At 66.5% G+C, this 26953-nt stretch carries 22 protein-coding genes; 7 read left to right on the forward strand and 15 right to left on the reverse strand.

What is annotated here, in order from left to right; all coding sequences use genetic code 11:
• Positions 1 to 385: 385 nt before the first annotated feature.
• The 5 genes from ycaC to AC3RCP_RS19260 all read right to left on the reverse strand — a co-directional run bounded on the left by ycaC (position 386) and on the right by AC3RCP_RS19260 (position 5126).
• A complete protein-coding gene (gene ycaC / locus AC3RCP_RS19240; protein ID WP_007924341.1) occupies positions 386 to 1012 on the reverse strand; it encodes an isochorismate family cysteine hydrolase YcaC in 627 nt (208 codons plus the stop codon).
• Positions 1013 to 1080: 68 nt separating this feature from the next.
• The gene (locus tag AC3RCP_RS19245; RefSeq protein WP_053262080.1) at positions 1081 to 2919 is read right to left on the reverse strand and encodes an amidohydrolase; all 1839 of its coding nucleotides are present in this window, start codon (positions 2917 to 2919) and stop codon (positions 1081 to 1083) included.
• 118 nt (positions 2920 to 3037) lie between these two features.
• Positions 3038 to 3667, reverse strand: coding sequence for an antibiotic biosynthesis monooxygenase (locus AC3RCP_RS19250; protein WP_492571099.1), 630 nt, complete (start codon positions 3665 to 3667; stop codon positions 3038 to 3040).
• Complete coding sequence (locus AC3RCP_RS19255) at positions 3660 to 4076, reverse strand: DoxX family protein (RefSeq protein WP_101338329.1); 417 nt, start codon at positions 4074 to 4076, stop codon at positions 3660 to 3662. The genes AC3RCP_RS19250 and AC3RCP_RS19255 overlap by 8 nt, the downstream gene beginning before the upstream one ends.
• A gap of 126 nt (positions 4077 to 4202) precedes the next feature.
• Positions 4203 to 5126 carry a LysR family transcriptional regulator gene (locus tag AC3RCP_RS19260; protein WP_007924360.1) on the reverse strand — a complete coding sequence of 308 codons (924 nt, stop codon included), beginning with the start codon at positions 5124 to 5126 and terminating at the stop codon, positions 4203 to 4205.
• Between the two features lie 292 nt (positions 5127 to 5418).
• Between AC3RCP_RS19260 and AC3RCP_RS19265 the strand changes: the two genes are divergently transcribed.
• The gene (locus AC3RCP_RS19265; RefSeq protein WP_009044359.1) at positions 5419 to 5844 is read left to right on the forward strand and encodes a helix-turn-helix domain-containing protein; all 426 of its coding nucleotides are present in this window, start codon (positions 5419 to 5421) and stop codon (positions 5842 to 5844) included.
• 94 nt (positions 5845 to 5938) lie between these two features.
• Here the strand turns inward: AC3RCP_RS19265 and AC3RCP_RS19270 are convergent, their stop codons facing one another.
• Together AC3RCP_RS19270 and AC3RCP_RS19275 are read right to left on the reverse strand one after the other, a co-directional pair.
• Complete coding sequence (locus AC3RCP_RS19270; protein WP_492571098.1) at positions 5939 to 6763, reverse strand: alpha/beta fold hydrolase; 825 nt, start codon at positions 6761 to 6763, stop codon at positions 5939 to 5941.
• Positions 6764 to 6795: 32 nt separating this feature from the next.
• Positions 6796 to 7371 (reverse strand): flavodoxin family protein, encoded by a 576-nt coding sequence (locus AC3RCP_RS19275; protein ID WP_097136783.1) that lies wholly within the window; start codon positions 7369 to 7371, stop codon positions 6796 to 6798.
• 384 nt (positions 7372 to 7755) lie between these two features.
• Between AC3RCP_RS19275 and AC3RCP_RS19280 the strand changes: the two genes are divergently transcribed.
• The gene (locus tag AC3RCP_RS19280) at positions 7756 to 10572 is read left to right on the forward strand and encodes an ATP-binding protein (protein ID WP_492571097.1); all 2817 of its coding nucleotides are present in this window, start codon (positions 7756 to 7758) and stop codon (positions 10570 to 10572) included.
• Here AC3RCP_RS19280 and AC3RCP_RS19285 read toward each other — a convergent pair.
• Both AC3RCP_RS19285 and AC3RCP_RS19290 read right to left on the reverse strand, forming a co-directional pair.
• Positions 10519 to 12015, reverse strand: coding sequence for an ATP-binding protein (locus AC3RCP_RS19285; RefSeq protein ID WP_492571096.1), 1497 nt, complete (start codon positions 12013 to 12015; stop codon positions 10519 to 10521). The two genes, AC3RCP_RS19280 and AC3RCP_RS19285, sit on opposite strands and share 54 nt — an antisense overlap.
• A gap of 152 nt (positions 12016 to 12167) precedes the next feature.
• On the reverse strand, positions 12168 to 13118 hold the full coding sequence (locus AC3RCP_RS19290) for a GlxA family transcriptional regulator (protein ID WP_101338334.1): 951 nt from the start codon (positions 13116 to 13118) through the stop codon (positions 12168 to 12170).
• A gap of 222 nt (positions 13119 to 13340) precedes the next feature.
• Between AC3RCP_RS19290 and AC3RCP_RS19295 the strand changes: the two genes are divergently transcribed.
• Positions 13341 to 14063, forward strand: coding sequence for a pirin family protein (locus AC3RCP_RS19295; RefSeq protein ID WP_101338335.1), 723 nt, complete (start codon positions 13341 to 13343; stop codon positions 14061 to 14063).
• Between the two features lie 210 nt (positions 14064 to 14273).
• Here AC3RCP_RS19295 and AC3RCP_RS19300 read toward each other — a convergent pair whose 3' ends face one another.
• The 3 genes from AC3RCP_RS19300 to AC3RCP_RS19310 all read right to left on the reverse strand — a co-directional run bounded on the left by AC3RCP_RS19300 (position 14274) and on the right by AC3RCP_RS19310 (position 17603).
• Complete coding sequence (locus AC3RCP_RS19300) at positions 14274 to 14678, reverse strand: DUF3077 domain-containing protein (RefSeq protein ID WP_101338336.1); 405 nt, start codon at positions 14676 to 14678, stop codon at positions 14274 to 14276.
• Between the two features lie 563 nt (positions 14679 to 15241).
• Entirely contained in the window at positions 15242 to 16849 is a 1608-nt protein-coding gene (locus AC3RCP_RS19305) for an MFS transporter (protein WP_492571095.1), read from the reverse strand.
• 109 nt (positions 16850 to 16958) lie between these two features.
• Positions 16959 to 17603: a hydrolase gene (locus tag AC3RCP_RS19310; protein WP_092421007.1), complete on the reverse strand. Its 645-nt coding sequence runs from the start codon at positions 17601 to 17603 to the stop codon at positions 16959 to 16961.
• A 406-nt stretch (positions 17604 to 18009) separates the two neighbouring features.
• On the opposite strand from AC3RCP_RS19310, the gene AC3RCP_RS19315 reads away from it, so the two are divergent.
• The gene (locus AC3RCP_RS19315; protein ID WP_492571084.1) at positions 18010 to 19368 is read left to right on the forward strand and encodes an OprD family porin; all 1359 of its coding nucleotides are present in this window, start codon (positions 18010 to 18012) and stop codon (positions 19366 to 19368) included.
• 70 nt (positions 19369 to 19438) lie between these two features.
• Here the strand turns inward: AC3RCP_RS19315 and AC3RCP_RS19320 are convergent, their stop codons facing one another.
• The 3 genes from AC3RCP_RS19320 to AC3RCP_RS19330 form a co-directional block, all read right to left on the reverse strand.
• On the reverse strand, positions 19439 to 20095 hold the full coding sequence (locus tag AC3RCP_RS19320; RefSeq protein ID WP_101338339.1) for a DsbA family protein: 657 nt from the start codon (positions 20093 to 20095) through the stop codon (positions 19439 to 19441).
• Between the two features lie 107 nt (positions 20096 to 20202).
• Positions 20203 to 21102: a LysR family transcriptional regulator gene (locus AC3RCP_RS19325; RefSeq protein WP_101338340.1), complete on the reverse strand. Its 900-nt coding sequence runs from the start codon at positions 21100 to 21102 to the stop codon at positions 20203 to 20205.
• Positions 21103 to 21217: 115 nt separating this feature from the next.
• The gene (locus tag AC3RCP_RS19330) at positions 21218 to 22432 is read right to left on the reverse strand and encodes an MFS transporter (protein WP_101338341.1); all 1215 of its coding nucleotides are present in this window, start codon (positions 22430 to 22432) and stop codon (positions 21218 to 21220) included.
• A gap of 302 nt (positions 22433 to 22734) precedes the next feature.
• On the opposite strand from AC3RCP_RS19330, the gene AC3RCP_RS19335 reads away from it, so the two are divergent.
• From AC3RCP_RS19335 to AC3RCP_RS19345, 3 genes are read left to right on the forward strand one after another with little or no spacing between them, the layout of a single operon-like run.
• Complete coding sequence (locus tag AC3RCP_RS19335) at positions 22735 to 24000, forward strand: c-type cytochrome (RefSeq protein ID WP_492571083.1); 1266 nt, start codon at positions 22735 to 22737, stop codon at positions 23998 to 24000.
• Entirely contained in the window at positions 23997 to 24470 is a 474-nt protein-coding gene (locus AC3RCP_RS19340) for a (2Fe-2S)-binding protein (protein WP_053261686.1), read from the forward strand. The genes AC3RCP_RS19335 and AC3RCP_RS19340 overlap by 4 nt, the downstream gene beginning before the upstream one ends.
• Entirely contained in the window at positions 24467 to 26704 is a 2238-nt protein-coding gene (locus AC3RCP_RS19345; protein ID WP_492571082.1) for a xanthine dehydrogenase family protein molybdopterin-binding subunit, read from the forward strand. Before AC3RCP_RS19340 ends, AC3RCP_RS19345 begins: the two co-directional genes overlap by 4 nt.
• Positions 26705 to 26953: the final 249 nt, after the last annotated feature.

Genomic DNA, 26953 nt, shown 5'->3' on the forward strand with positions numbered 1-26953 from the left:
CCGCGATACCTGTGTAGCCGCTGCCGAACTTGCGAGGCTGCGAACGGCAACGCAGTTGCCGCAAAACCTGAGTCCGCGATCTGCCTGGAAAACCAGCTCGCCTGATTTGACGACGGCTGCGCCGCCGATCGCAGCCTGCGGCAGCGGCTACAAGGACCGCGATGCCTGTGTAGCCGCTGCCGAGCTTGCGAGGCTGCGAACGGTAACGCAGTTGCCGCAAAACCTGAGTCCGCGATCTGCCTGGAAAACCACCTCGCCTGGTTTGACGACGGCTGCGCCGCCGATCGCAGGCTACGCCAGCGGCTACAGGGATCGCGGTGTCCGCGAGGCAAAAAAATGCCCGCACAATGGCGGGCATTCATTCGTGCCAGCGGTAGCGCAAGGTTTACTTGGCAGTGAACGCCGAGTAGCTGTTCATCAGGTTGCGATAGTTCGGGATACGCTGCGACAGCAGGTTGGCCAGGCCTTCCATGTCGTTGCGCCAGTCGCGCTGCAACTCGCACGCCACGGAGAACCAGTTGACCAGCTGTGCGCCGGCGGCGGCCATGCGGGCCCAGGCAGCCTGCTGCACCACCTCGTTGAAGGTACCGGAAGCGTCGGTCACGACGAACACGTCAAAACCTTCTTCCAGTGCACACAGGGTCGGGAACGCCACGCAGACGTCGGTCACCACGCCAGCGATGATCAGTTGCTTGCGGCCGGTGGCCTTGATTGCCTTGACGAAGTCTTCGTTGTCCCAGGCATTGATCTGGCCTGGACGAGCGATATAGGGCGCGTCCGGGAACATCTGTTTCAGCTCGGGCACCAGCGGGCCGTTCGGGCCGGATTCGAAGCTGGTGGTGAGGATGGTCGGCAGCTTGAAGAACTTGGCGCAGTCGGCCAGGGCCAGCACGTTGTTCTTGAACTCGTTGGGCGAGAAATCCTGGACCAGCGAGATCAGGCCGGTCTGGTGATCGACCAGCAGGACAACGGCGTCATTAATGTCCAGACGTTTGTAGGGTACGTTGCTCATGTGAAACTCCTAGGTGGATGGATGTCGCTATGGGTGCCGGCCACTGTGGCCGGCACTGTTGTTGATCGTCAGAAGGCAAAGCACGAGCAGCCGAAGGCGCCCCAGAAACCCTGGAAGTCACTGACCGGCACATTCGACAGGCGCGCCCGCTCGTGGCTGTGGGCATGCACCGCGCACGGGCCGCTGCACTGGTGCACCTGGGCCACCAGCGGCGAGGTCGGACGCCAGTGCCCCGGCACCTTGACCACCGGCGACCAGTCCGGCAGCACCGGCACCATCGGTGGCGAGAGCTTGGAGAAGTCGCCGGCGGCGTACACCACCTTGCCGTCGACCACGGTCAGCACCGACTCGATCCACTTGATGGCCTCTTCCTCGACGCTGAAGAAGTCCGCGGACAGGGCCGCCAGGTCCGCCAGCTGGCCGACTTTGATCTGGCCCTTCTTGCCCTGCTCCGAGGAGAACCAGGCGCTGCCATGGGTGAACAGTTCCAGCGCGGTCTGCCGCGGCAGGCCTTCGGCATGCAGCTCCATGCCGCCCACGGTCTTGCCGCTGACCATCCAGTACAGGGACGTCCAGGGGTTGTAGCTGGAGACCCGGGTGGCATCGGTGCCGGCGCCCACCGGCACACCTTCGGCCAGCATGCGTTTGATCGGCGGGGTCTGTTCGGCGGCCTTGGCGCCGTAGCGATCGACGAAGTATTCGCCCTGGAACGCCATGCGGTCCTGGATCGCGATGCCGCCGCCGAGGGCACGAACCCGCTCGATGTTTTTCGGCGTGATGGTTTCAGCGTGGTCGAAGAACCACGGCAGGCCATTGAACGGAATGTCGCGGTTGACCTTCTCGAACACGTCGAGCATGCGCGAGATCGATTCGTCGTAGGTGGCGTGCAGGCGGAACGGCCAGCGCTGTTCCACCAGATGGCGCACCACCGGTTCCAGTTCCTGCTCCATGGTCTGCGGCAGGTCCGGACGCGGTTCGAGGAAGTCCTCGAAGTCGGCGGCGGAGAACACCAGCATTTCCCCGGCGCCGTTATGGCGCAGGAAGTCGTCGCCCTGGTGCAGCTTGACGCTGCCGGTCCAGTTCTTGAAGTCGGTGAGTTCTTCCTTGGGCTTCTGGGTGAACAGGTTGTAGGCAATGCGCACCGTCAACTGCTGCTCACGGGCCAGTTGCTCGATCACCGCGTAGTCGTCCGGGTAGTTCTGGAAACCGCCGCCGGCATCGATGGCGCTGGTCAGGCCGAGGCGATTGAGTTCACGCATGAACTGGCGGGTCGAGTTGACCTGGTATTCCAGCGGCAGCTTCGGCCCCTTGGCCAGGGTCGAATAGAGAATCATCGCGTTCGGCCGCGCCACCAGCATGCCGGTGGGCTCGCCGTTGCTGTCGCGCACGATCTCGCCACCCGGCGGGTTCGGCGTGTTGCGGGTGTAGCCGGCGACCCGCAAGGCTGCGCGGTTGAGCAAGGCGCGGTCGTACAGGTGCAGGACGAACACCGGGGTGTCCGGCGCCGCCTGGTTGAGTTCTTCCAGGGTCGGCATGCGTTTTTCGGCGAACTGGAACTCGTTCCAGCCGCCCACCACCCGCACCCACTGCGGGGTTGGCGTACGGTCGGCCTGGTCCTTGAGCATGCGCAGGGCGTCGGCCAGCGACGGCACGCCTTCCCAGCGCAGTTCCAGGTTGTAGTTCAGGCCGCCGCGGATCAGGTGCAGGTGCGAGTCGTTGAGACCGGGAATCACCGTGCGCCCCTTGAGGTCGATGACCTGGGTGGCGCTGCCGCGCAGGGCCATGGCCTCGGCATCGGTGCCCACGGCGACGAAGCGCCCCTGGCTGATGGCGACCGCGCTGGCGCGGGGCTTCTCGCGGTCGACGGTGTGGAATTGACCATTGAACAGAATCAGATCGGCGTTCATCGGATGTCCTTCTGAATGGGAAGAGGCAAGGGACAGGCGCGGCCAGAAAGCCGCCGCGGCGCTGAGCAAGGACCCGGCTGCGAGCAAGTGGCGGCGCAGCGGATCGGTCGGGTCATCGTTATTGGCCATGGCCGGGCTCCAGGTGTCGATCGGTGGCAGAGGCTTGCAACCAGGGGGCGAACAGCCGGGTCGCCAAGGGCATGAACAGATAGACCACCGAGAGCACGATGGTCAGGGTGATCAGGAAAGTGGCGACCACGTAATTGCCAAGCCAGGCATTCAGTTGCAGCACAGGCCCCCAGATCAGCGGCACCAGCAGGGTGTGCGGCAGAATTACCAGCATAGTCAACAGCGCCTGCTTCCAGCGTGGCGGTGGCGAAGCGGCGTCGGTCTGGATGGAAAACCAGAACTCATGGACCGGGTGGACTTCGGTCTGGTCGCCGTCGGCCAGCATCGGCGCGGCTTCGTCCACCAGCGTCCGGCGTTGCGGCGAGTCGAGCCAGCGCTGCATCGCCTCGGTGGAGCAAAAGCGCAGCACGCAGGTGAACAGGTCGAGGCCGCCGCTCTTGCCGCGAATCACGTCCACGCCCAGGTGCCCCTCGTACTGCCCGGCCACCCCGACAATGCGCCGCAACCAGGCTTCATAGGGCGCTTCCAGGCCAGCCTTGACCCGGTGCTTGACGATCAGCGTCACGACCTCATCGGAGTCCGGCCGCGCGCTGGCCTCGAGGCGATTGGAATCAGACATGACGCAAGGCTCCGGCGAAACGATCATTGAGGGCCAGCCGTCCCGGGCCGGCGATAAAAATGCTGCTGAACAGGATCAACAACAGCCAGGCGAACTGGCCTTCGGCCAGGCTCCACTGCGGATGCACCACCAACAATGCCACCAGCAGCACCGCGAGGATCGGCAGGCACGCCAGGCGCACCGCCACCCCGGCGACAATCAGCAACGGGCACAGCACCTCGGCGAAAATCGCCAGCATCAGCGTCAGGTTGGCGCCCAGCCGGAACGGGTCTTCGATGCGTTGCAGTTGCGCGCTGTAGTCGAGCAGTTTCGGCAGGCCGTGCACCCACAGCAGAAACAGCCCGGCGCTGACCCGCAAAAACAACAGCCCGAGGTCCCGGGCCCGTGCATCCCATGGTGAAGCGTTCATTGGCGCACCCGCACAATTTGAAAGATCCCCGGCATCGACGCCGAGATTGCATGGTGCCGCTGCGCGGTCGGGAAAAATTGAATGTATGTGCTCTCTTGCCGCAGGGTCCGGAGCGACCCCCCGCGCCTAGGCGCCGTGGATCTTCAAGGGCTCGGACATGAACTGGGCGATCCGCGAGCGCAACCAGCGCTCGGCCGGATCGTTGTCATGCACCCCGCTCCAGGCCATGGACAGCTGCGCCGCCTCGATGGCGAACGGCGGGTCCTCGGCGCGCAAGGCGCAGCCTTCGACCAGGGCACAGGCCGCGTAGTCGGGCACGGTGGCGATCATCTCGGTGCCGGCGAGCAAGGCCCGCAGACCGCTGAACTGCGGCACCCCCAACACCACGCGGCGGCTGCGCCCGACCTTGGCCAGGTCGAGGTCGATATTGCCGCTCAGGTCGCCGGAGAACGACACCATGGCGTGGGGCCGCCGGCAGTATTCATCGAGGGTCAAGGGTTCGGGCCGGTTGTCGCCGCGCAGCACCTTGCAGCCGATGTCCCGCAGCTTCTTGCGCTTGGCATTGGCCGGCAATTCAGTGGTGTAGCTGACCCCGACCGAGATCTCCCCGGAGGCCAGCAAGGCCGGCATCAACAGGTAGTTGGCCCGGCGCACCACCACGACTATGCCCGGAGCCTCCTCGCGCAACCGGCTCAACAGCGGCGGAAACAGACCGAACTCGGCATCGTCCGAGAGGCCGATGCGGAACAGGTCGCAGCTGGTCGCCGGGTCGAACTCCTTGGCCCGGCTGACCGCGCCCGAAATCGCGTCCATCGCCGGTTGCAGCTCCTTGAGGATCACCAGCGCCCGGGCCGTCGGCTCCATGCCGCGACCGTTGCGCAACAGCAGCGGATCGTCGAACAGGTCGCGCAGGCGGCCCAGCGCGGCGCTCACCGCGGGTTGGCCCATGAACAGTTTTTCGGCGACCCGGGTCAGGTTCTTTTCGAACATCAGGGCCTCGAAAATCACCAGCAGGTTCATGTCGATGCGGCGCAGATCGTTACGGTTCATCGGTACGGTCCCCTTGTCTTGTCAGCCCTGTACGAACTATCCAGCGGTAGGCCGCCCCGGCTTGCGGCTTGCGGGAGCATGCACGCCTGCCCCACGGAAAAATTGCAGCCATGTGCTCAGTTGCCGCGGATACGCAACCTGCGACTGAGCGGAATTAACAACGTTTAACTCGCAAGCCCACCGCCCCGCCACCAAGAATGAAGCCCTCTGCGCAGACCTGTTTTCTAAATCGGGAAGCGCCCGGCTCACTCCGCGGTGCGCCGGCGCATGCCCACCGACACGGAATTTCGTCATGGCCCACGCTCAGCACAACGCCGTCAGGGCGTCCGTCCCGCAACCCCGAAAAACCACCCCTGGCGGCCTTTCTCCCTGGCGCGAAAGCCTGGTCAAGCAAATGATCCTCGACGGCCTGAGCGACACCCTGGAAGTCACCGAACTCGCCCGCGCCTGCGCCCTGTCCCGCAGTCATTTCTCCCGCGCCTTCAAGTGCAGCACCGGCCTGTCGCCCCAGGAATGGATTCGCTGCCAGCGCATCGCCCGGGCCAAGCAACTGATCCGCAACACCGACCTGACCCTGACGCAGATCAGCCTGGAATGCGGCTTCTGCGACCAGGCGCACTTCTGCCACATCTTCACCCACAGCGAAGGCATCAATCCGTTCGCCTGGCGGTGCCGGGTCCTGGGCGCCCGCCCCTGCCTCGACCAGGCGAGCGCATAAGGCCGCGGCACGCTCGAGGGCCGACAATAAAAAACGCCGGGGGGCAAAACCTCCCGGCGTTTTTTTATGGATCAGGCGCAGGTCGCCGAACCACTCAGGCCTCGATGAACGCCAGCAGGTCGGCGTTGAGCTGGTCCTTGTGGGTGTCGGTCAGGCCATGGGGCGCGCCGGGGTAGACCAGCAGCTTCGCGTCCTTGACCAGCTTGGCCGAGGCGATGCCGGCGGCTTCGATCGGCACGATCTGGTCGGCGTCGCCGTGCACCACCAGGGTCGGCACGTCGAACTTCTTCAGGTCTTCGGTGAAGTCGGTTTCGGAGAAGGCCTTGATGCAGTCATAGGCGTTCTTGTGGCCCGCCGTCATGCCCTGCATCCAGAACCAGTCGATCATGCCCTGGGACGGCTTGGCGCCAGGCTGGTTGAAGCCGAAGAACGGCCCGCTGGCGATGTCCTTGTACAGCTGCGAACGGTCGGCCAGGGACGCTTCGCGCAGGCCGTCGAAGACCTCGATCGGCAGGCCGCCGGGGTTGGCCGCGGTCCTGAGCATCAGTGGCGGCACCGCGGAAATCAGCCCGGCCTTGGCGACCCGTGCCGTGCCGTGGCGACCGATATAGCGCGCCACTTCGCCACCGCCGGTGGAGAAGCCGAACAGCACCGCGTCTTGCAGGTCCAGGTGTTCGAGCAACTGCGCCAGGTCGTCGGCGTAGGTGTCCATCTCGTTGCCGGACCAGGGCTGGCTGGAACGGCCATGCCCGCGGCGGTCATGGGCGATGACCCGGTAGCCCCTGGATGCCAGGAAGATCATCTGCGCCTCCCAGCTGTCGGCATTCAGCGGCCAGCCATGGCTGAAGACGACGGGTTGGCCGCTGCCCCAGTCCTTGTAATAGATCTCGGTACCGTCGCGGGTGGTGAATGTGCTCATGGCGTTTTTGCTCCTTCAGGGGGTTGGGTGACTCAAATCGATGAATGGCCCAGGCGCTCGGCCAGGCGCGCCACCCGCTCGCCCAGATGCGCGGCGGTGCGGCGGTCTTCCAGGGGCGGCGCGTGTTCGGGGGACTGTTCGACATTCGACTGGGCCATGGCGCCCAGGGAACTGCCGAGGCGATTCAACTGGCCATCGAACACCCCGCGGCTGGAACGCGCCGGCAGCAGGTCGAGGCCGACCCAGATCATCGAGTGCTGGGCCGCGAAGACCGCCATCTGCACCAGGGTGTTGAGCTTGTCGCCACACAGGCAACCGGAATTGGTGAAGCCGGCGGCGAGCTTGTCGCGCCAGGGCTGGGCCAGGTAGAACGCCGCGCTGGCCTCCATGAACCCCTTGAAGGGCGCCGAGGCGCTGCCCATGTAGGTCGGGGCGCCGAAGATGATGGCATCGGCCTGGTGCAGGCACTCCCACTGGTCGTGCACCTCCTCCACCGGAATCAGCCGGCAGGCGCTGCCCAGGTGACTCTCCACCCCCTGGGCCACGGCTTCGGCCATGACCCGGGTATGGCCATAGCCACTGTGATAGACCACCACCACCTTGCTCATTCCGGCATCCTCCAGAGGTGTTCATCCCTTTTTCCTGCGCGCGGCACACCCGACCGTCCCTGCGGTTGGCGACCGTGAAGGTCTGGAGTTTTGGCCGTAGGGCGGACCCAGGGCGAGTTAAACGTTGTTAATTTTCAAGGGCCCAGGCACCGCCCCTGCCCGCTCGTCGCCAAGGCCGCGGCCAATAAATACGGGGCCCATCGCTGGCAAGAAGATTGCTGCGGCTAGCGCACTCGAGGCACGCCCGTCCGCGTTGCGTTGCGTTGTTCAGGAAACCTGAGGAACATGCTCGAAAACCGCGGGATAGAAGGCCGTGCCCTTCGTCCGCCCGCCCCGCGCAGGTGCCACGGGGAGGATAAAAAAAACAGCAACAGGAGTGAGCCGTTGACCCTACCCCCCGAACAGGCTGTGCATTTCGGCCCCTACCGGATCTACCCCGGGCAACGCCTGATCCTGGAAGCCGAGCGGCCCTTGCGCCTGGGCCGCCGCTCCATGGACATCCTGCTGATCCTGCTGGAACACGCCGGCGAAGTGGTCAGCAAGCAGCAACTGATCGCCCGGGTCTGGCCCAGGAGCGTGGTCGAAGACACCAACCTGCGGGTGCACATGGCGGCGCTGCGCAAGGCCCTGGGCGACGGCCAGGCCGGCCAGCGCTATATCGTCACCGTGGCCCAGCGCGGCTACAGCTTCGTCGCGCCCTTCGCCCTGGAGCCGTTCGCCCCCGAGCGCTTCGAGCAAGGCTCCAAAGCCCCTTCGGCCGAGCCGGGCGGGCATAACCTGCCGGTGCGCCGCACCCGCCTGATCGGGCGCCAGGCCCTGGTGGACAATGTGATGACGCAACTGGCGCGCCAGCGCTTCATCACCCTGGTCGGCCCCGGCGGCATCGGCAAGACCACCGTGGCCCTGCGGGTCGCCGAACAGCTGATCGGCCAGTACCGGGACGGCATCCGCCTGCTGGACCTGGCCCCGCTCAACGACCCGCGGATGATCACCAGCCACCTGGCGACCCTGCTCGACCTGGCTCTGCACGACGACGAACCGCTGGCCAGCCTGGCGAACTTCCTGCGCGAACGGCAGATGCTGCTGGTGATCGACAACTGCGAGCACCTGCTCGATGCCATCGCGCCGCTCTGCGAAAGCATCCTGCGCGCGGCGCCACAGGTGCATGTCCTGGCCACCAGCCGCGAGAGCCTGCGGGCCGAGGGCGAATTCGTGCAACGCCTGGAATCCCTGGATTGCCCACCGCCCATCGCGGTGCTGGACCGCGACCAGGCCCTGACCTTCTCGGCCCTGCAATTGTTCGTCGAGCGGGCGATGGCCAGCCACGACAGCTTCGAACTGAGCCAGGACGAACTGCCCCTGACGATCGAGATCTGCCGGCGCCTGGACGGCATTCCCCTGGCCATCGAACTGGCTGCCGCCCAGGTCGGCAACCTGGGGCTCGCCGGCTTGCTCAGCCAGTTGCACGGCAGTTTCCGCCTGCTGCCCCAGGGCGGCCAGATCACCCCGGGCCGTCATCAGACCCTGCGCGCCACCCTGGACTGGAGCTTCGACCTGCTCAGCGCCTGCGAGCAGACCTGCCTGCGCCGGCTGGGCGTATTCAGGGGCGGCTTCACCCTGCCATCGGCCGCGGCGGTGATCGTCGACGCGCACATCGAAGCCAGCGCGGTTTTTACCGCGATCACCCAGTTGGTGGCCAAGTCCCTGCTGAACGTGGAGGTCGGCGACGAGGAAGTGTTCTATCGCCTGCTGGACACCACCCGCAGCTATGCCCTGGAAAAACTCGAGCAGGCCGCCGAACTGCCGGCTACCCGCAGGCGCCACGCCGAACGTTGCCTGGCCTTGATGCATCAGGCCCGGGACGACTGGGAGCAGACGCCCTCGACGCTGTGGGTCGAGCGGCACGCTCGCAGCCTGGAAGACATCCGCGCGGCGCTCGACTGGGGCTTGAATGCCCAGGGTCCGCAACAGCTGGCGATCCACCTGGCCGCGGCCTCCGCACCGCTGTGGCAGGAGCTGTCGCTGCTCAAGGAACACGGCGGCTATGTGCGCCAGGCCCTGGCCCTGCTTCATACGGCGGGCGAGGCCTGCCCGCGCCTGACCCAGGCCCTCAAGCTGGCCCTCGGCAGCGCCTGCTACCACACCCAGGGCAGCAGCACCGAGGCCATCGAGGCCTTCGTCGCGGCCAGGGCCCTGGCCGAAAGCACCGACGATGTGGCCGCCCAGCTCAAGGCGGTGTCCGGGCACATGGCGGTCAACCTCAGTTGCGGTCACTACCGACTGGCCCTGGAGCAAAGCCGGCAGTTCGACCACCTGGCGCGGCGCGGCGCCGGCCCGACCGCGATGTCCCTCAGCACCCAGCGCCTGCAGGTGCTGGCCCTGCACTTCGCCGGCGACCAACCACGGGCCCGGGACCAGGCCGAGCAAGTCATCCAGCTGATGGCCCAGAGCGGCAATCTGAGCCGCTTCACCCGCGGCTTTGGCGTGCAGTACGACCAGAGCGTCGCCGCCCTGACGATCCTGGCGCGGATCCTCTGGTTGCAAGGCCATCCGGAACAGGCCTGGCGCACCGCGCGCCAGGCCCTGGACATCGCCCTGCAGATCAACCACGGCACCTCCATCTGCTACACCCTGGCCCTGGCCGGCTGCCTGATCGCCCACTACAACGGCGACGCCGCGACCGCCCGCGAACTCCTGCGCCTGCTGCTGGAGCAGGCGCAGAAGCATTCGGTGCTGCTGTTCTACACCTGGGGCCGGCACTATGCGCAGGTCATCGAAGGCGCCCCGGAGTTCTCGCCGCCGCAATCCGGCACCGGGCTGATCGGCGAAATCATGGTGACCCTGGACGGCGCTTTCATCGACAACGCCTTGCTGCAACGGGCCGAAAGCGGCACCGCGGGCTGGAGCACGGCGGAGATCCTGCGCACCCGGGCCGAGGCGCTGCTGACCGACAATGCGCCTGACGCCGCCGAAGCGGCGCTGCACCAGGCGTTGGCAGTGGCCAGGGCCCAGGGCGCGCTGACCTGGGAATTGCGCAGCGCCACCTCGCTGGCCCGGCTCTGGCAGCGCCAGGGCCAGGCCCGGCGCGCCCATGAGCTGCTCGAACCGCTCTACGCCCGCTTCACCGAAGGTTTTGCCACGCCGGACCTAACCCGCGTCCGGGAGCTGCTCGATGAGCTGCAACGACAGGTGCCTGACTGACAGCCAGCGGGCCTTGCCGATGGCGTGGGCATGCCGCCTTTCGAACACCCGCAATTGCCCGCTGTGTTCCAGCTTCTGCAGCGCGTAGGCGCGGGTAGTGTTGAGAAAGCGGTAATGCGTCGTGCCCTGGCCGGGCTCCACCACCAGCAGCGATTTGCGCGCCAGTTGCGCCATCACCTCGGCCACGCACTCGGGCCGCAGCACCGCACAGCTGATGACGTCGGTGGCGGCCTGCACGGTGAAGGCCATGTCGAACACCGCCAGGCGCTGCAACAGGCTTTGCTCCAGCGGGCTCAGCCGCAGATAGCTCCAGTCCAGGGCGGACTCGAGCGTCCGATGCCGGGCCACGGCGGTGCGCCGGCCCTGGGTCAGCAATTGAAAGCAGTTGTCCAGCTGCGCTTGCAGCCCCACCAGCGCCAGCGCATCGATCTGCGCCGCCGCCAGCTCAATGGCCAATGGCAAGCCATCGAGCCGGCGACAGATTTCGCGCACCGCGGCCAGGTCCTGTTCCCGCAAGGCAAAGCCTTGCTGGCGGGCCCGGGCACGGCTGACCAACAGCTGCACCGCCGAATGGCTCATGACTTCCGCCACGCTGTGCAACGACGAAGCTGGCGGCACCGACAAGGCCGCCAGGCCATGCACCGTCTCCCCCGAAACCCGCAGCGGTTCGCGGCTGGTGGCCAGGATCGACAGCCGTGGCGCCGAGGCCAGCAACGGCTCGACCACGGCCCGGCAGCGTTCGAGCAGATGCTCGCAATTGTCCAGCACCAGCAAGGCATGCCGGGTTGCCAGCGCCTCCAGGCCGGCGTCCAGTTCGAGGCTGTGCCTGAGGTGCTCGACCAATTGCGCCGGGTTGTCGATGCTTGCCAGGTCGATGAACCACACGCCGTCGCGGTAGTGCTGCAACAGCAGCTCGGCGACCTGCAGCGCGACCGTGGTCTTGCCGATCCCCGCCGGACCGACCAGGGTCATGAACCGGCGCACCGGCAACTGCCGGACCAGGCTGCCGACCACCGGGTCGCGACCGATGACCGGGGTCAGCCGTGCCGGCAGGTTGTGCTGGGGCTTGTGCAGGCTCGCCAGCGCGACCGGCTCCCCTTGCGCCTCGCGCCGCACCGGGGCGGTGAAGCAGTAACCGCGCTGCGGAATGTTGACGATGTAGCCTTGCCCGTCCTGGCCCTCGCCGAGGGCGCGCCGCAGGGCGGCGATGTGCACGCGCAGGTTGATGTCCTCGACCACCGAGTCCGGCCAGACGCAGGCGATCAATTCGTCCTTGCCCACCACCTGGCCGGCGCGCTCGACCAGCACCCGCAGGATGTCCAGGGCACGCCCGCCCATGCGTAACGGCCGGTCGCCGTCGAGGACCAGCCGCTGCCGCAGGTGGAAGGCGTAGGGGCCGAACCGCAGCAGCCCATCGCCGTTCAAATCTCTGATGCTGTTCATGCCCATCCACATGCTGGAAACCTGGCCGGCGCCAGGCTCCCGCACCTCCATTTCCTAGAGTTCCCCGGTATCTTGGCAGGCACCGATGACGGTACAACCGCCCTGGAGGGAGCGTCACGGCCATCGCGGTGCGCCAGACGGACAAGCCGGCGCTAGCTGAACTGTTCACGGTACTGGGTGGGGGTCAGGCCGAGCTTTTCGCCGAACAGGAAGCGCATGTGCCGCACGCTGCCGAAGCCGCTTTTGTAGGCCACGGTCTTGAGCGGCAGGTCGCTGGTTTCCAGCAGGTTCCTGGCGCGGTCGATGCGCGCGCTTTGCAGGAACTCCATGGGCGTCATGTTCACCTCCCGGGCAAACACCCGGGCGAAATGCCGCGAACTCATGTTCGCCAGGCTGGCCATGCGCTCGATGCTGAAGGCTTCTTCCAGGTGTTCGAGCACATGGTTCTGCACCCGGGTCACCGGCGTCTCCTGCGGCGCCACCGTGGCCATCAACGGGCTGAACTGCGCCTGCCCGCCCTGGCGCTTCATCACCACCAGCAACACCTTGGCCACGTCCTGGGCGACTTTCTTGCCGTGGTCCCGGGCGACCACCGCCAGCGCCAGGTCGATGCCGGCGGTGACCCCGCCCGAGGTGATCAGGTTGCGATCCTCGACAAAGATCTGGTCGGTCTCCACCGTCGCCTCGGGGAAAGCCCGGATCAGGCGTTCCGTGTAGTGCCAGTGGGTTGTCACCCGATACCCGTCGAGCAAACCGGCATGCCCGAGGATGAAGGCCCCGGTGCAGATCGAGCCATAGACCGCCGAGCGGCGCACGGCCGCCGCCAGCCAGTCGAGCAAGGGGCGGTGCTTTTCGTTGTAGGCCCCCGGCCCGCCGGGCACCAGCAGCAGGTCATAGCTGCCGCGCGCCTGGTCGATATGCAGATCGGCCTGCACCTTGACGCCGTTGGAAGCGCGCAACGCGCCGTGCTCGGTACCGATTGTCGAGAGCTGGTAATGGTCCTTCGGCTCCAGATAACGGTTGGCGATGGAAAACACCTCCATGGGCCCGGCCATGTCGAGCAGGAGAAAGTCTGGAAACAACACCATTGCCACGGTTTTCATGGGTAAATATCACTGATATCAAAGGGTTGGAAGCATAACGCCGACCCTGGACATTATGCCCGGACGGCGCGCGCTCATCGGGCAAGAATACGTGATTCATCGCACAAAATTGTCAACCTGAACAGGACAGTATTTCAGTTTCCATCTACTTATTGCGCCGCAGGGTAAACATTAGCCTTCTCCTCAACCGGACGAATTCCCGTTCCGACAGGAGATTCCCTCATGCTGACCCTTCGCAAAGCCTCTGATCGCGGCGCCGCCAACCACGGTTGGTTGAAGTCGTTCCACACCTTTTCCTTCGCCAACTATCGCAACCCGCGGGAGCAGGGTTTTTCCGACCTGCTGGTGATCAACGACGACCGGGTCGCCGCCGGCAAAGGCTTCGGCCAACACCCGCACCGGGACATGGAGATTTTCTCCTATGTGCTCGAAGGCGCCCTGGAACACAAGGACACCCTGGGCACCGGTTCGGTGATCCGCCCTGGCGACGTGCAACTGATGAGCGCCGGCAGCGGCGTGGCGCACAGCGAGTACAACCACTCGGCCACCCAGCCGGTGCACTTCCTGCAGATCTGGATAGTGCCGGACGTCAGCGGCGCCAAGCCACGTTACCAGCAAGAGCATTTCAGCCCACGGCAAAAACGCGGCCGCCTGCAACTGATCATCTCCCCCGAGGGGGCCGACGGTTCGCTGCAGGTGCGCCAGGATGCGCGGGTGTATGCCGGGCTGATCGACGGCCAGGAAAGCGCCACCCTCAAGCTCGACGCCAACCGCTACGCCTACGTGCATGTGGCCCGCGGCTCGGTCGACCTCAACGGCCTGCTCTTGCAGGAAGGCGATGGTGTGCGGGTCCGCGAGGAACAGGCGCTGACTTTGAGCAAGGGCGTGGATGCCGAAGTGCTGGTGTTCGATCTGCGTGCGCAGGAACTGCCGGAAATGCCGTGACCGGCACCGGCCCGGGGGCTTGCGTCCCCGGGCCTTTTTTCGACGTTGACAGGCGCCCAGGGGCCGGTGGAAGCCCTCGACCGCAGCGGCTGACAGCCGCTAGCGCCTATTCGTTCGCGTCAACCAGCCTGACCGAGTTGCACAAGGGGCGTTCGCCTTTTTCCCCTGCCCCTCTGCGGCCGTTCGACGGGTGTGCGATGCCCTCCCGCCTCAAAACGTCTGCGCTGCTCCCTGCCTTCGCGCCCCATCCAGCAACGCATCCACCACCGCCCGCGCCATTTCCACCGAATGAATCATCGACCAGATCAAGCCCCGCTCGATCCCGCTGGCACTGGTGATCTCATCCGCCGTCTCCTCGGCGCACTTGAGCAACAACGACACATGCAACAACGCCTCCTCGGCGCTGACGCCAGGGCGAACGGCGAATAGCGGACGGCCGTTGCCGTCATGACAACCGAACGTGCTGCTGCCGGTTTCCTGCAAGGCACGGTGCAAAGGCTCACCCTCAACGCGACTTTCCAGTGCCTGAAGAAGGGTTTGATTGGGAATTTCCAGCTGAACTATTTGTTCGCGGCTGGGCGAAAGAATGGGCGGATCGGGGACGATCTTTTTCATGACGCGGCTCCTTCTTTGATGAAGACCGCCAGCATCACTTGCAGATGATGGGTGGCGGCTACGTGCAGGTCTGCAAGACCGGGAAGAAGAAGCAAACCCGGCAGACCCGAAAGTCTCCCGCACGCAGCCACCATAAATCGAGCTGACATCTCAACGATTCCGTGTGTGCGTCTAGCGCTTCTTGCTTGTTCGGGCTTGCAGTCCCGATCGCTGATTTTGCAGCAACCGGGGCAGCCTAGCCCCGAACATTCAACAGGCACAAGACGCCAAAACCGCAGAAATGTAACCCGGCGATTCTCTCGGAAATGCCCTACAAATCAAAGAGAAAAGCCGCTCAAGCCACGAGCTTTTTTCGCGAGCAATCGAGCGTCGACCGGCTGCTCCTACAAAGGCCAAATGCACAACCTGAGAACGCCCAATCGCTGTAGCCGCTGCCGCAGGCTGCGATCGACCGCATAGCGGGCGCTGGGTCTTGAGACCGCTGGAGGACCTTCGGTCCTATCGCAGCCTGCGGCAGCGGCTACAGGTACGTGAAAGCCCGCATCCGACCACCAGATGCCCCTTCAGCCCTGCCCCTTGAGCAAATGACGGATCCGGATCTTCACCCCGTCGCTCTGGAAGCGGCGGGCGGCGGCCTCGATCTTCAGCTCGGCGCGGGTCACCCGCTCGTGGTGGCGCAGGTGGCCGACCCAGGATTCGTCGAAGAACATCTCGCACCACAGGCGCGGGTTTTCGCTGTCCTGCAGCAGGCACCAGGAAAACGAACCGTTGCGCTGGCGCATGCGCCGCACCGGGTTCATCGCCTGCTGGAAGGCCTGGGCGTGTTCGGGGGCGATGTCGTATTCCAGGCTGATCATCACCGGCCCGCGTTCCAGGTCCTGGTCGGCGCCGAGCAGCGGTTGCGGCCAGTGCAGCGACGGCGCCAGGTCTTCGGCGCTGCGCTGGGGCAAGCCGACCCGCCAGGTCAGCCCGACCCCGGCCAGCAGCACTGCTGCCGCCAGGCTCAGGGCAACGCTCATGGACAACAGGCTGGCCACCCAGCCACAGAGCAACCCGCCCAGGGCCATGCTGCCGAAGAACATCAGGATATACACCGCCAGCGCTCGTGCCCGCACCCAGGCCGGCACCGAAGTCTGGGCCGCCACCTGGAAACTCGAGAGCACGGCGATCCAGGCGCCGCCGCTGATCAGCATCACCGGGATCAACAGATAGAAGTCGCGCAGCCAGGCCAGGGCGAACAGCACCAGGGCGTAGATCACGCTGGCCAGCGCCACCAGGCGATCCACCGCCAGGCGCTGGCGCAGCTTTGGCAACAGCATCGCCCCCAGCACGGCGCCGAGGCCGACGCTGCCGAGCAACACGCCGAACTGGGTCGCGCTGCCCTGCAACTCGCCGCGCACGATCAACGGCAGCAAGGACATGCCGGCGCTGGCGCCGAAGAAAAACCCCAGGGTACGAATCAGCACCCGTTGCAGAGGGTGGGAACTGCGGGCGTAGCGCCAGCCCACGCGGATCGCGCTGAACAGCCGCTCCGCCGGCAACACCGCGACCTTCGGCTCGCGCCGCCAGCAGGCGAGCACGGCGATCACCGCAAAGAACGACAGCGCATTCACCGCGAAGGTCGCCCAGGGACCGGCCAGGCTCACCAGGACACCGGCGATGGCCGGGCCGACGGCGCGCGCCACGTTGGTCCCGACGCTGCTCAAGGCGATGGCCGCGGGCAACTCGCCGGCGGGCACCAGTTCCGGGGTCAGGGCCGACCAGGCCGGCATCATCAGGGCCGTGCCGATGCCCATGGCCAGGGTCAACAGCAGCAACAAGGGCACCGTCATCAGGCCGCTGAGGGTCAGGAACGCCAGGAGCATGGCGACGCTGGCCATCCAGCCCTGCACCAGCAACAGGTAGCGGCGCTTGTCGACGATATCGGCCAGCGCCCCCGCCGGCAGCGCAAGGAAAAACATCGGCGCCGCGGCGGCCACCTGCACCAGCGCCACCGTCATCGGGCTGGCCGACAGCGAGGTCATCAGCCAGCCGGCGCCCACCTCGTGCATCCAGGTGCCGATGTTCGAGGCGATGCTGGCCAGCCACAGCCCGCGAAACAGGCCATGCTTGAGCGGGCTCCAGGGCGAAAGGGAGGCCGCGCTACGGGAGGAATCGAGGGTCTGTTTCATGACGGTCCTTGAGTCGTGGGAACGCTGTGCAGTCCGGATGTTTTTTACCGCTAACGACCATCGGCCGAGGCAAGCGGGTTGCGTCGGCCGATGGTCGTTGGCGACAGGCTTACTTGACCTGCCGCTGCGGCGCCTTGTGCACCATGGTGTAGGCGTAATCCACACCCATGCCGTAGGCGCCGCTGTGCTCGCGCACCAGGTCCATCACCGCGTCGTAGGTGTCCTTGTGCGCCCAGTCGCGCTGGAACTCGAGCAGCACTTGCTGCCAGGTCACCGGCACCGCGCCGGCCTGGATCATGCGCTGTACCGACATGTCGTGGGCTTCCTGGCTGGTGCCGCCGGAAGCGTCGGTGACGATGTACACCTCATAGCCTTCGGCCAGGGCTTCCAGAGCCGGGAAGTTCAGGCAGACCTCGGTCCACAGCGCGGCCATGATCAGTTTCTTGCGCCCGGTGGCCTTCACCGCGTCCACCAGTTTCTTGTCTTCCCAGGAGTTCATCGAGGTGCGCTCGATCGGCTGATGGTCGGGGAACACGCTGAGCAGTTCCGGCCAGATGTAGCCGCTGAAGCTCTCGGTTTCCACCGAAGTGAAAATGGTCGGCACATTGAAGATCTTCGCCGCCTTGGCCAGGCCCACGGTGTTGTTCTTCAGGGTCTGGCGGTCGATCGACTGCACGCCGAAGGACATCTGCGGCTGGTGGTCGATCAGGATCAGGGCGGAGTTGTTTGGGTTGAGCAGTTCACGGATAGACATGGCGCGTTCCTTTTGCTGTCGAGTCGGTTCAAGCGTTGAGTTGCACAATTCGGGAGCTCGGCGCGGGTTCCGCTGGGGAGGCTTTGCTGCCGGCTTGGTGGCTAATTTAGGGGTCAAAACAAAAAGGGACAATCCAGCAAAACAGAGACTCATTGATTCCAAAACAGTGACAATTCAAAAACTGCCGCAGCACCCACTGCGAACGGCACCTGCCGCCTGCCCGCCCGCGCAAACGGCCGAATGCAGCACAGCCGTACAATCCCCGCGCCCTGTAATAGGCAACCATGCCTTGCCTCGATCCGATGGCCACGCCGAGCGGACGCGGGTTGACCGAAGGCGTGCCGGCAGTTGCCGGAACCGCGACCAACCGCGTCCTGGGCCACCCACCTTGACGCGGGAAATCAGCATGCTGCTTGCCTCCAAACACCTCACCGCCCCAGGGCCGATGCGCATCCGCCTGAAGCCGCTGTGGCTGCTCGCCTTGCTCAGCGGCGGCGCCCCGGCGCTGGCGGCACAGAGCGCGCAGGACACCCCCGGTTTCCTTGAGGGGGCGAGCCTTGAAGTGCTCAGCCGCAACTTCTACCTCAACAACGACTATCGCTCCCCGACCCCGGCCGGCAAGAGCTACCAGCAGGAATGGGCCCAGGGCTTCATCGCCTCGTTCGCGTCCGGCTTCACCCCCGGCCCCCTCGGCGTGGGGGTCGATGCCCACGGTTTCCTGGGCTTGAAACTGGACGGTGGCAAGGGGCATTCCGGGACGGGCCTGTTGCCGCTGGATCATGACGGGCGCAGCGAAGGCAGCTATTCCAGCGCCGGCGGCGCGCTGAAGTTCAAGGCATCGCGGACCACCCTGGCGCTCGGTGAAATGAGCGTGGCGACCCCGGTGTTCGACACCGCCGACAAACGCCTGCAACCGGAATACGCCAGTGGCCTGCTGCTCTCCAGCCGGGAACTCGAAGGGCTCGACCTGCAGGCCGGTCACTTCAACGCCTTCAAGAACCAGGACGCCTCCACCGCCAAGGGCGACTTTTCCGGCTACGGGGCAACCACCCGCCACGCCAGCATCGACTTCATCGGCGCCGACCTGTTCGCCGGCCAGACGCTGGGTGGCGCCCTCTACGCCTCGGAGCTGAGCGACACCTGGCGCCAGTACTACGCCAACCTGCATGCCAGCCTTGGCCAGTGGTTCCTCGACGGCAACCTGTACCGCACCCGCGACCAGGGCCAGGCCGCGGCCGGCGCCATCGACACCACGGCCTACAGCCTCTCCGGCAAATACCGGATCGACGCCCAGGCATTCACCCTGGCCTATCAGAAAATCCACGGCGATACGCCCTTCGACTTCGTCGGCGGCGACTCCATCTACCTCGCCAACTCGATCAAGTACGCCGACTTCAATGGCCCGGGCGAACGCTCCTGGCAAGCGCGCTACGACCTCGACCTGGGCGCCCTGGGCATTCCCGGCCTGAGCTTCATGGCGCGCTATGTGAGCGGTCGCGGCGTCGACGGCAGCCACGCGCCCCAGGGCGGCGCCTACAACCCCTTCGATCCCGCCAGCGGCACCTACAGCCCGCAACAGGGCCGGGGCGGACGCCATTGGGAACGCGACCTGGACCTGCACTACATCGTGCAATCGGGCCCGGCCAAGGACCTGTCGCTGCAACTGTCCCACGTCAGCCACCGGGCCAACGCCGCCCAGGCCGGCGACGACATCGACCGGCTGTACATCGTCATTCAGTACCCGCTCAAGCTCGGGCCGTTCTGATCCTGCGCGGTGGGCCGAGCCTGCTCGGGCCGTGCACCGGGCAGGCCCGTTGGCAGCGGCCAGATGACGGCTAACCCAAGGCATGGGCCACCTGCGCGTCTGGCACCGTCACGTCCCGCAACACCCGCGCCAGCAAGGCGCCGGGCTGGGCGCCCGAGACCCGGGTGTCGCCGATGCGAAAGGCTGGCAGCACCCCGCCCGACCAGTCCGCGGCATCGCGCTTGTGGCACTGCAACGCAGCCCGTCCTTCACCACTGCGCAGGTAGTCGAGCAGCCGCTCCTGCTCGCGCTTGCCGTCCCCGCCCAGCTCCGCGAGCACCCGCGCATCGCCGATATCGCGGCCCTCGCAGAAATAGGCACGGAAGATCCGCGCGAACAGCGCGGCGCAGTCGCCACCGCGGGCGGCACGCTCGAGCATCAGGCTGTGCGCCGGGTCGCTGTCGACCAGGCGCTCGATTCGCTCGAAGGCAAAACGCAGCCCCAGCGCCTGGCCGGCCCGGGTGATCTGCGCTTCGAACAACCGGCTGCGCGCCAGGCTGCCGAACCGGCGCCGGGCGTACTCGCCCTGCTCGATGCGGCTGGCGGGAAGATCAAACGTGGAGCGGCTCGGCACATAGACGATCGGCCGTGGCCGGTGCGCCGCCGCCATGGCCTGGCGCAGGTTCAGCTCGCCGATCCAGCACCAGGGATTGATGAAGTCGTACGCCAGATGAATGACGTTACCCATAGCGACCACCTTGCTTCTACCAATGATGGCCAGACTCTAGGCGCGCACCTGCCGGACGAGTAGCCACAGGGCGCGCAACGCTGTCTTGCTCGAGACCTGGGCGCGGCTCAGGCGGCAAGGATTTCCTCGAGGAACTCGATAAACACATTGATGCGACTGGAGCCGCGATGGTTGGGCAGGTACAGCGCGTTGATGCAGGTGCTGGCGGTGCCGGGATTGACCTCGTACTGCTCCAGCACGCGGGTCAGGCGACCCTGGCCGACATCGTCGCGCACCAGCCAGTCGGCCAGCAGCGCCACACCACCACCGGCCAGCGCCGCCTCGCGCAGGATGTCGGCGTTGTTGCTCTGCAAGCGTCCCTGCACCCCCAGGCGCTGGGGGTTTTCGTCGCCCTGGAAGGTCCAGTCCTGGTGCACGCCGCCATAGTCGAACCGCAGGCACTGGTGCTCCAGCAGGTCGCTCGGCTGGCGCGGCAGGCCGGTGCGTGCCAGGTAGTCGGGGCTGGCCACGACCCAACGCTGGAAGTCGCCGATCTTCTTGCTGACGATGTCATCGCTGACCACCGAGGAACCGAGGCGCACCGAGACATCGATACGCTCACTGATCAGGTCGCTGACCCGGTCGCTCAACGACAGGCTGATCTCCAGCCCCGGATGGCGTTCGAGCAGGCGCCCCAGGTGCGGGGCGATGATGCGCCGGCCGAACTCCACCGGAACGCTGGCCCGCAGATGCCCCTGGGCTTCGCTGCCACGATCGGCGACGCTGGCGTCGGCTTCGTCGATGGCCTCGAGAATCGCCACGGCCTTGTCGAAATAGGCCTGCCCGGCGAGCGTGACACTGGTGTTGCGCGTGGTGCGATTGAGCAGGCTGGCGCCCAGCTCGCTTTCCAGCCCCGCCACCTGCCGCGTCACCGAAGACGTCGACAGACCGAGCTTGCGCGCCGCCGATGAGTAGCCGCCACAGCGCACGGTTTCAACAAACATCTTCAGCGCCAGCAACTTGTCCATAAGCCGATTCCGCGAGCAAAAAATCAATCGAAGGACTATGCCTGAGGGTGCATGAAGTGTCTTGTATGGTTGTGCTCAAGCGCCGCGGCCCGCGCCCTGGGGCATTCAACGTGGCTCACCCCTGGCGGTACCGACGGCTGAGAAACAGCAGCAGCGCCAAGCCAGGAACCGCGGCAATCAAAGTCGCCGACAGGCTCCATCCCACCTGCTCATACAGCGGGCTGGCCACCAGCGAGCCCAGGGCGCCGCCGACGAAGATGCTGGTCATGTACACCGCATTCAGGCGCGCCCGGCTGTGGGGGTCGATGGCGTACACCTCACGCTGGCCAAGCACCATGTTCAACTGCACGGCAAAATCCAGCAGCACCGCGCACACCACTAGCCACAGGTAGCCACTGCCCGGCAGCGCCCCTATCAGCAGGGACAGCGGCGCCAGCAACAAGGCCACGAGAGTGCCGCGCTGGCCATGCCCGGCGTCGGCCAGCCGGCCGGCGATAGGCGCCGCGATCGCCCCCACCGCGCCCACCAGGGCGAACACCGCCACCTGTGCCTGGCTGAAGCCGTGCTGGCGAATCAGCTCGATGGGCACGATGGTCCAGAACAGGCTGAAGCTGGCGAACAACAAACCCTGGTACAAGGAGCGCTCACGCAGGCCGGCATGGCGGCGCGCAAGGGCGAAGACCGAGCCGATCAACTCGCCATAGGAAGACTGATGCGTCGGCATGCGCCGTGGCAGGGCAACGGCCATGACGCAGGCGATCACCGCCATCAGGCCCGCGGCGCTGAAGAACACCCCGCGCCAGCCGAACGCCTGGGCCAGCAGGCTTGACAGCGGGCGCGACAACAGAATGCCCAGCAGCAGCCCGCTCATGATGTTGCCGACCACCCGCCCGCGGCTTTCCTCGGGTGCCATGTGCGCGGCCAACGGCACCAGAATCTGCACCGCCACCGAAGTCAGGCCGATGAGCAACGACAACGCCAGGAACAGCGAAGGTGACTCAGTAAAGCCCGCGGCGATCAGGCACAGGCTCACGGCCAGCGTGAACCCCACCACCAGGCGGCGGTTTTCCATCAGGTCGGCCAGGGGCACCAACAGCAGCAGGCCTGCGGCGTAGCCGAGCTGGGTCAGCGAGACAATCAGGCTGGCATGGGCATTCGACAGGCCGATCTGCGGGGCGATCAGCTCGACGATCGGCTGGGCGTAGTAAAGGTTGGCGACGACCGCGCCACAACAGAAGGCCAGCAAGGCCACCAGGGCGCCAGAGAGGGTGGCGGACCGTTCGCCCTTCACCGCCGTGCTGGCCGTCGTTGCAAAATTGCCGGTAGGCATGGTGAAACCTCGTTCGCGTGGAGAAAAGTTTCGCCAAGGCTAGGCGCGACGCTCAATCGGGAGAATCCACCGCCGGGGCAATTGAGCAATGCGCATCACGCAACGATCCCGGCGTTGCCGATGACGCAAAAGGTCTTTGCGCGGTTTGCCAATACCGCCGTCCACCCCCCTTCTCTACCCTTGGGCACTTGCCACGGGGCGGTCCGTCACCGCACTGCGCTTCGGCTCAAGGAGACTTCCATGACCTCGACTGCATCACTGTCCGCCCGCGCGGATTCCACGGACCAATGAAGGGTGACCCGATGAACGCCAGGCAGCTGTGGCTGGGCGCCGTGGTTCTCGCCACGGCAGGCGCGATAGGCGCCGCGCTGTTGATGTGGCGCCCGGCGATCGCGCCGGCCGAACCGCCACAACGCTTCGATGCCGCCCAGGTGCAACGCGGCGCGCGGGTCGCCGAAGCCGGTGATTGCGCGGTGTGCCATACCCGCCCCGGCGGCCGCTACCTGGCCGGCGGGCTGGCGCTGGTGACGCCGTTCGGCACGCTCTACAGCACCAATATCACCCCGGATGCCGAGACCGGGATTGGCCAATGGTCATTGCCGGCCTTCGAGCGAGCGATGCGCGAAGGGGTCGCCCGCGACGGGCACTTGCTGTATCCGGCCTTCCCTTACGCCTACTACCGGCGCATGACGGACGGGGACATCGCGGACCTCTACACCTATCTGATGAGCGGCCCCGCCGTGCATTCGCCGGCCATGCAGAACCGGATGAATTTCCCGATGAACATCCGCCCGCTGGTGTCGTTCTGGAACCTGCTGTTCCTGCACGCGGAGCCCTTGGCGCCCGTGGCGCAGCAATCCGCAACCTGGAACCGTGGCCGCTATCTGGTCGAAGGCCCCGGCCATTGCGCCGGCTGCCATTCTCCGCTCAACCCGCTGGGCGCCGAGCAGTCTGCCCAGCATCTTGGCGGCGGCATAGTGGACGGCTGGCAGGCGCCGTCCCTGCTGGGCCTGGCCAACCGCGCCGCGCCCTGGAGCCGCGAGCAACTGGCGGGCTACCTGCGGGCTGAGGTGGTCGAGGGCCATGGCACCGCCGCCGGGCCGATGCGCCCGGTCAGCCTCAGCCTGGGCAACACGCAGACCAGCGACGCCGAGGCGATTGCCGACTACCTGCTGAGCCTCAAGGACCCCGCTCCCGCCGCACCCGCTTCAGCCACCGCGCGCCCCACCGAAGTGGTCGAGCAGGCGCCTGGCGCCCAGTTGTTCCAGAGCGCCTGTGCCGGTTGCCATGGCCCGGCCGCACCGATGCGCCAGATCGATGGGCGCCCGGCCCTGGAGCGGACATCGGCGCTGCATGCCTCAAGCGCGCGCAACTTTCTCAAGACCGTGCTCGAAGGCGTGCCCGCCACCCCGGGGTTGCCCGGCCCGGTCATGCCGCCCTTCACCGCCAGCCTGGACAATCAGCAGCTGGCGGCACTGGCCTCATTCCTGCGCGAACAGGCCAGTCCGGGCCAGCCGTGGGCCGACCTTTCTTCCACCCTTCACGAATTACGCCAGGAGGCGCAATGACCCACATGACCCTCAACGTCAACGGCTCGCCCCATGCGCTGGAGCTGGAGCCCGACATGCCGTTGCTGTATGCCCTGCGCAATCACCTGGGGCTCAATGGCGCCAAGTACGGTTGCGGCCTGGGCCAATGCGGAGCCTGCACGGTGCTGGTGGATGACCGACCGGTATTTTCCTGCCTGACGCCCTGCAGCGGCCTGGAGGGCAAGGCCATCCGCACGGTGGAGAGCCTGGGTACGGCGGAGCGCCCGGGGCCTTTGCAAAAAGCCTTTATCGAGGCCCAGGCCGCCCAGTGCGGCTACTGCATCGCCGGCATGCTGATGCGCGCCCAGGCGCTGCTGGAGCGCGACCCTCATCCGGACGAAGCCACCATTGGCGAGCATATGGCGAGCAACCTGTGCCGCTGCGGCACCCACCTGCGGATCATCGACGCCATCGGCCGCGTGGCCAGGCAAGAGCGGAGCGCCCCATGACCCGGCACCATGAAGTCGACCAGGGGCGCCGCGCGTTCCTGCGTGGTGGCGCGCTGGTGCTGGCGTTCACCCTGGTCCCGGCGGTGCACCAGGCGCTGGCCGACAGCGAAGTCGATACCCTCGGCACGGTAGTACTGGCGCCCGATCTCCCGGGCAGCCTGCGCACCAACCCCTACCTCGATGCCTGGATCCGCGTCGCGGCCGAAGGCGTCACCGTCTACACCGGCAAGGCCGAATTGGGTACGGGGGTGAAAACCGCGCTGTTGCAGATTGCCGCCGAACGCCTGGACCTCGCGCCAGGCGCGATCACCCTGCTTACCGCGGACACCGCCCTGACCCCTAACGAAGGCTACACCGCCGGCAGCCACAGCATTTTCGACAGCGGCACGGCCCTGTTCAACGCCGCGGCCCAGGTCCGGCAATTGCTGCTGGATTCGGCCGCGCGCAGCTGGGCCGTCGACGCCGCGCTGCTGACGACGCACGAGGGCCAGATCCAGGGCCCGGCCGGGCAGCGCATGCCCTATGCCGAGGCGGTCAAGGGCGTGGACCTGCACCACTATGCGCAGGCGCAATCGCCCTCGACGCCGCCGTCCGCGTTCAAGCTGATCGGCCACTCGCTGCCTCGCCTGGATATCCCAGCCAAGGTCAGTGGCGGCGCCGCGTTCGTCCAGGACCTGCGCCTGCCGGGCATGCTGCATGCCCGGGTGATCCGCCCGCCCCGCCCTGGCTGCCGCCTGGAAGCCTTCGATGCCGAGGCGCTAAAGGCCCTGCCCGGCGTGGTGCGGGTGGTGCAGGACGGCAACTACCTGGCGGTGGTCGCCCGGGATGAGTGGCAAGCCATCAAGGCGATGCGCAGCGGCTATGAGCAGGCCCGCTGGAGCGCTGGAGAGGCGATCCCCGAAGCGCGGGACATCCACGCGCTACTGACCCGCCTGCCCGCGCGCCGCTACCCGATCAGCCATGAAGGCAACCCGGCGGTCGGCGCCAGCACCCGCTATCGCGCGCGGTTCAGCAAGCAGTACCTGATGCACGGTTCCATCGGCCCGTCCTGCGCCGTGGCCTGGTTCAAGGACGGCGTGCTCACGGTCTGGACCCACACCCAGGGGGTCTACCCGCTGCGCGCGGGGATCGCCGAGATGGTCGGGCTAGCGCCGGAGCGGGTGCGCTGCATCCATACCGAGGGCTCCGGGTGCTACGGCCACAACGGCGCGGACGATGCGGCGGCCGATGCCGCGTTGATCGCGATGCGGCTCGCCGGCACGCCGGTGCGCGTGCAGTGGATGCGCGAGCAGGAAAACCTCTGGGAGCCCTACAGCTGCGCCATGCTTACCGAGGTCCAGGCCAGCCTCGACGCCCAGGGCCGATTGCAGGACTGGGCCTATGAGCTGTGGACCACGCCGCACAACGAACGCATCGTCAATGCCGGCCGCTTGATTCCCGCGCGGCTGTTGGCCCGGCCATTCGTTTCCGCGCCGTCGATCCCCATTGCCCAGCCCGAAGGGGATGGCGATCGCAACGCCGTGCCGCTGTACACCCTGGCGTCCACCCGCATCGACATGAACTTCGTCACCCGCATGCCGTTTCGCACCTCCGCCATGCGCTCGCTGGGGGCCCACATCAATATCTTCGCCATCGAAGCCTGCATCGATGAACTGGCCACCCGGGCCGGCGCCGATCCGGTGGCCTTGCGCCTCGCCCACCTGAGCGACCCGCGGGCACGGGCGGTGGTCGAACGGGTGCGGGACGCCAGCGGCTGGCCGCACAAGGGCAAGGAGCCCGGCGCAGGCATCGGCTTCGCGTTTGCCCGCTACAAAAACATCATGGGCTACTGCGCCATCGCCGTCCTGCTGCGGGTGCATCCACAGACCGGCGAGGTGCAGCTCGATCGAGTGGTCACAGCGGTGGATGTGGGCCAGATCGTCAACCCCGATGGCCTGCGCAACCAGGTGGAAGGCGGCATCGTGCAGTCCGCCAGCTGGACCCTGTTCGAAAAGGTCGGCTACGACCCGGGCGGCGTGCGCAGCTACGACTGGAGCGGTTATCCGATCCTGCGTTTTCCGCAGTTGCCTCGGCAGGTCGAGGTGCATTTGCTCGATCAGCCGGGACAGCCATTCCTCGGCGCCGCCGAGATCGTCCAGGGCCCCATGGCCGCCGCCATCGGCAATGCCGTGGCCAATGCCACCGGCCGGCGCTGGCTGAACCTGCCCCTGACCCGCTCCGAGCAGCCGGCCTAGCCTGGAGTCCGGCGCAGGGCCGGGCCGCTGCTTCGGCGGCGGCCCTTTCGCAGTCTGCCAAGGCATCGAGGATCGAGCGGGCCAATCGCCGCGCCCGCCATCGACTGCCCGCCCGCCGCGCCATGCACCCGTCGCCCTTCAGGACGTTGCGTTTCACGCAATGCAGCGTAGAGCGGCGGCTGGATTATCAGCCACGGCCCGGCGGATTAGGTTAGAGCCCAACAAAGACACGCATTCGGCAATCACCTG

Source organism: Pseudomonas sp. GW822-FHT05A08 (genome assembly GCF_058800485.1).

What these genes read in the sequence shown, in the direction of transcription:
- ycaC (WP_007924341.1), bottom strand. Translation starts at nt 1,012, where the DNA reads ATGAGCAACGTACCCTACAAACGTCTGGACATTAATGACGCCGTTGTC.
- AC3RCP_RS19245 (WP_053262080.1), bottom strand. Translation starts at nt 2,919, where the DNA reads ATGAACGCCGATCTGATTCTGTTCAATGGTCAATTCCACACCGTCGAC.
- AC3RCP_RS19250 (WP_492571099.1), bottom strand. Translation starts at nt 3,667, where the DNA reads ATGTCTGATTCCAATCGCCTCGAGGCCAGCGCGCGGCCGGACTCCGAT.
- AC3RCP_RS19255 (WP_101338329.1), bottom strand. Translation starts at nt 4,076, where the DNA reads ATGAACGCTTCACCATGGGATGCACGGGCCCGGGACCTCGGGCTGTTG.
- AC3RCP_RS19260 (WP_007924360.1), bottom strand. Translation starts at nt 5,126, where the DNA reads ATGAACCGTAACGATCTGCGCCGCATCGACATGAACCTGCTGGTGATT.
- AC3RCP_RS19265 (WP_009044359.1), top strand. Translation starts at nt 5,419, where the DNA reads ATGGCCCACGCTCAGCACAACGCCGTCAGGGCGTCCGTCCCGCAACCC.
- AC3RCP_RS19270 (WP_492571098.1), bottom strand. Translation starts at nt 6,763, where the DNA reads ATGAGCACATTCACCACCCGCGACGGTACCGAGATCTATTACAAGGAC.
- AC3RCP_RS19275 (WP_097136783.1), bottom strand. Translation starts at nt 7,371, where the DNA reads ATGAGCAAGGTGGTGGTGGTCTATCACAGTGGCTATGGCCATACCCGG.
- AC3RCP_RS19285 (WP_492571096.1), bottom strand. Translation starts at nt 12,015, where the DNA reads ATGAACAGCATCAGAGATTTGAACGGCGATGGGCTGCTGCGGTTCGGC.
- AC3RCP_RS19290 (WP_101338334.1), bottom strand. Translation starts at nt 13,118, where the DNA reads ATGAAAACCGTGGCAATGGTGTTGTTTCCAGACTTTCTCCTGCTCGAC.
- AC3RCP_RS19295 (WP_101338335.1), top strand. Translation starts at nt 13,341, where the DNA reads ATGCTGACCCTTCGCAAAGCCTCTGATCGCGGCGCCGCCAACCACGGT.
- AC3RCP_RS19300 (WP_101338336.1), bottom strand. Translation starts at nt 14,678, where the DNA reads ATGAAAAAGATCGTCCCCGATCCGCCCATTCTTTCGCCCAGCCGCGAA.
- AC3RCP_RS19305 (WP_492571095.1), bottom strand. Translation starts at nt 16,849, where the DNA reads ATGAAACAGACCCTCGATTCCTCCCGTAGCGCGGCCTCCCTTTCGCCC.
- AC3RCP_RS19310 (WP_092421007.1), bottom strand. Translation starts at nt 17,603, where the DNA reads ATGTCTATCCGTGAACTGCTCAACCCAAACAACTCCGCCCTGATCCTG.
- AC3RCP_RS19315 (WP_492571084.1), top strand. Translation starts at nt 18,010, where the DNA reads ATGCTGCTTGCCTCCAAACACCTCACCGCCCCAGGGCCGATGCGCATC.
- AC3RCP_RS19320 (WP_101338339.1), bottom strand. Translation starts at nt 20,095, where the DNA reads ATGGGTAACGTCATTCATCTGGCGTACGACTTCATCAATCCCTGGTGC.
- AC3RCP_RS19325 (WP_101338340.1), bottom strand. Translation starts at nt 21,102, where the DNA reads ATGGACAAGTTGCTGGCGCTGAAGATGTTTGTTGAAACCGTGCGCTGT.
- AC3RCP_RS19330 (WP_101338341.1), bottom strand. Translation starts at nt 22,432, where the DNA reads ATGCCTACCGGCAATTTTGCAACGACGGCCAGCACGGCGGTGAAGGGC.
- AC3RCP_RS19335 (WP_492571083.1), top strand. Translation starts at nt 22,735, where the DNA reads ATGAACGCCAGGCAGCTGTGGCTGGGCGCCGTGGTTCTCGCCACGGCA.
- AC3RCP_RS19340 (WP_053261686.1), top strand. Translation starts at nt 23,997, where the DNA reads ATGACCCACATGACCCTCAACGTCAACGGCTCGCCCCATGCGCTGGAG.
- AC3RCP_RS19345 (WP_492571082.1), top strand. Translation starts at nt 24,467, where the DNA reads ATGACCCGGCACCATGAAGTCGACCAGGGGCGCCGCGCGTTCCTGCGT.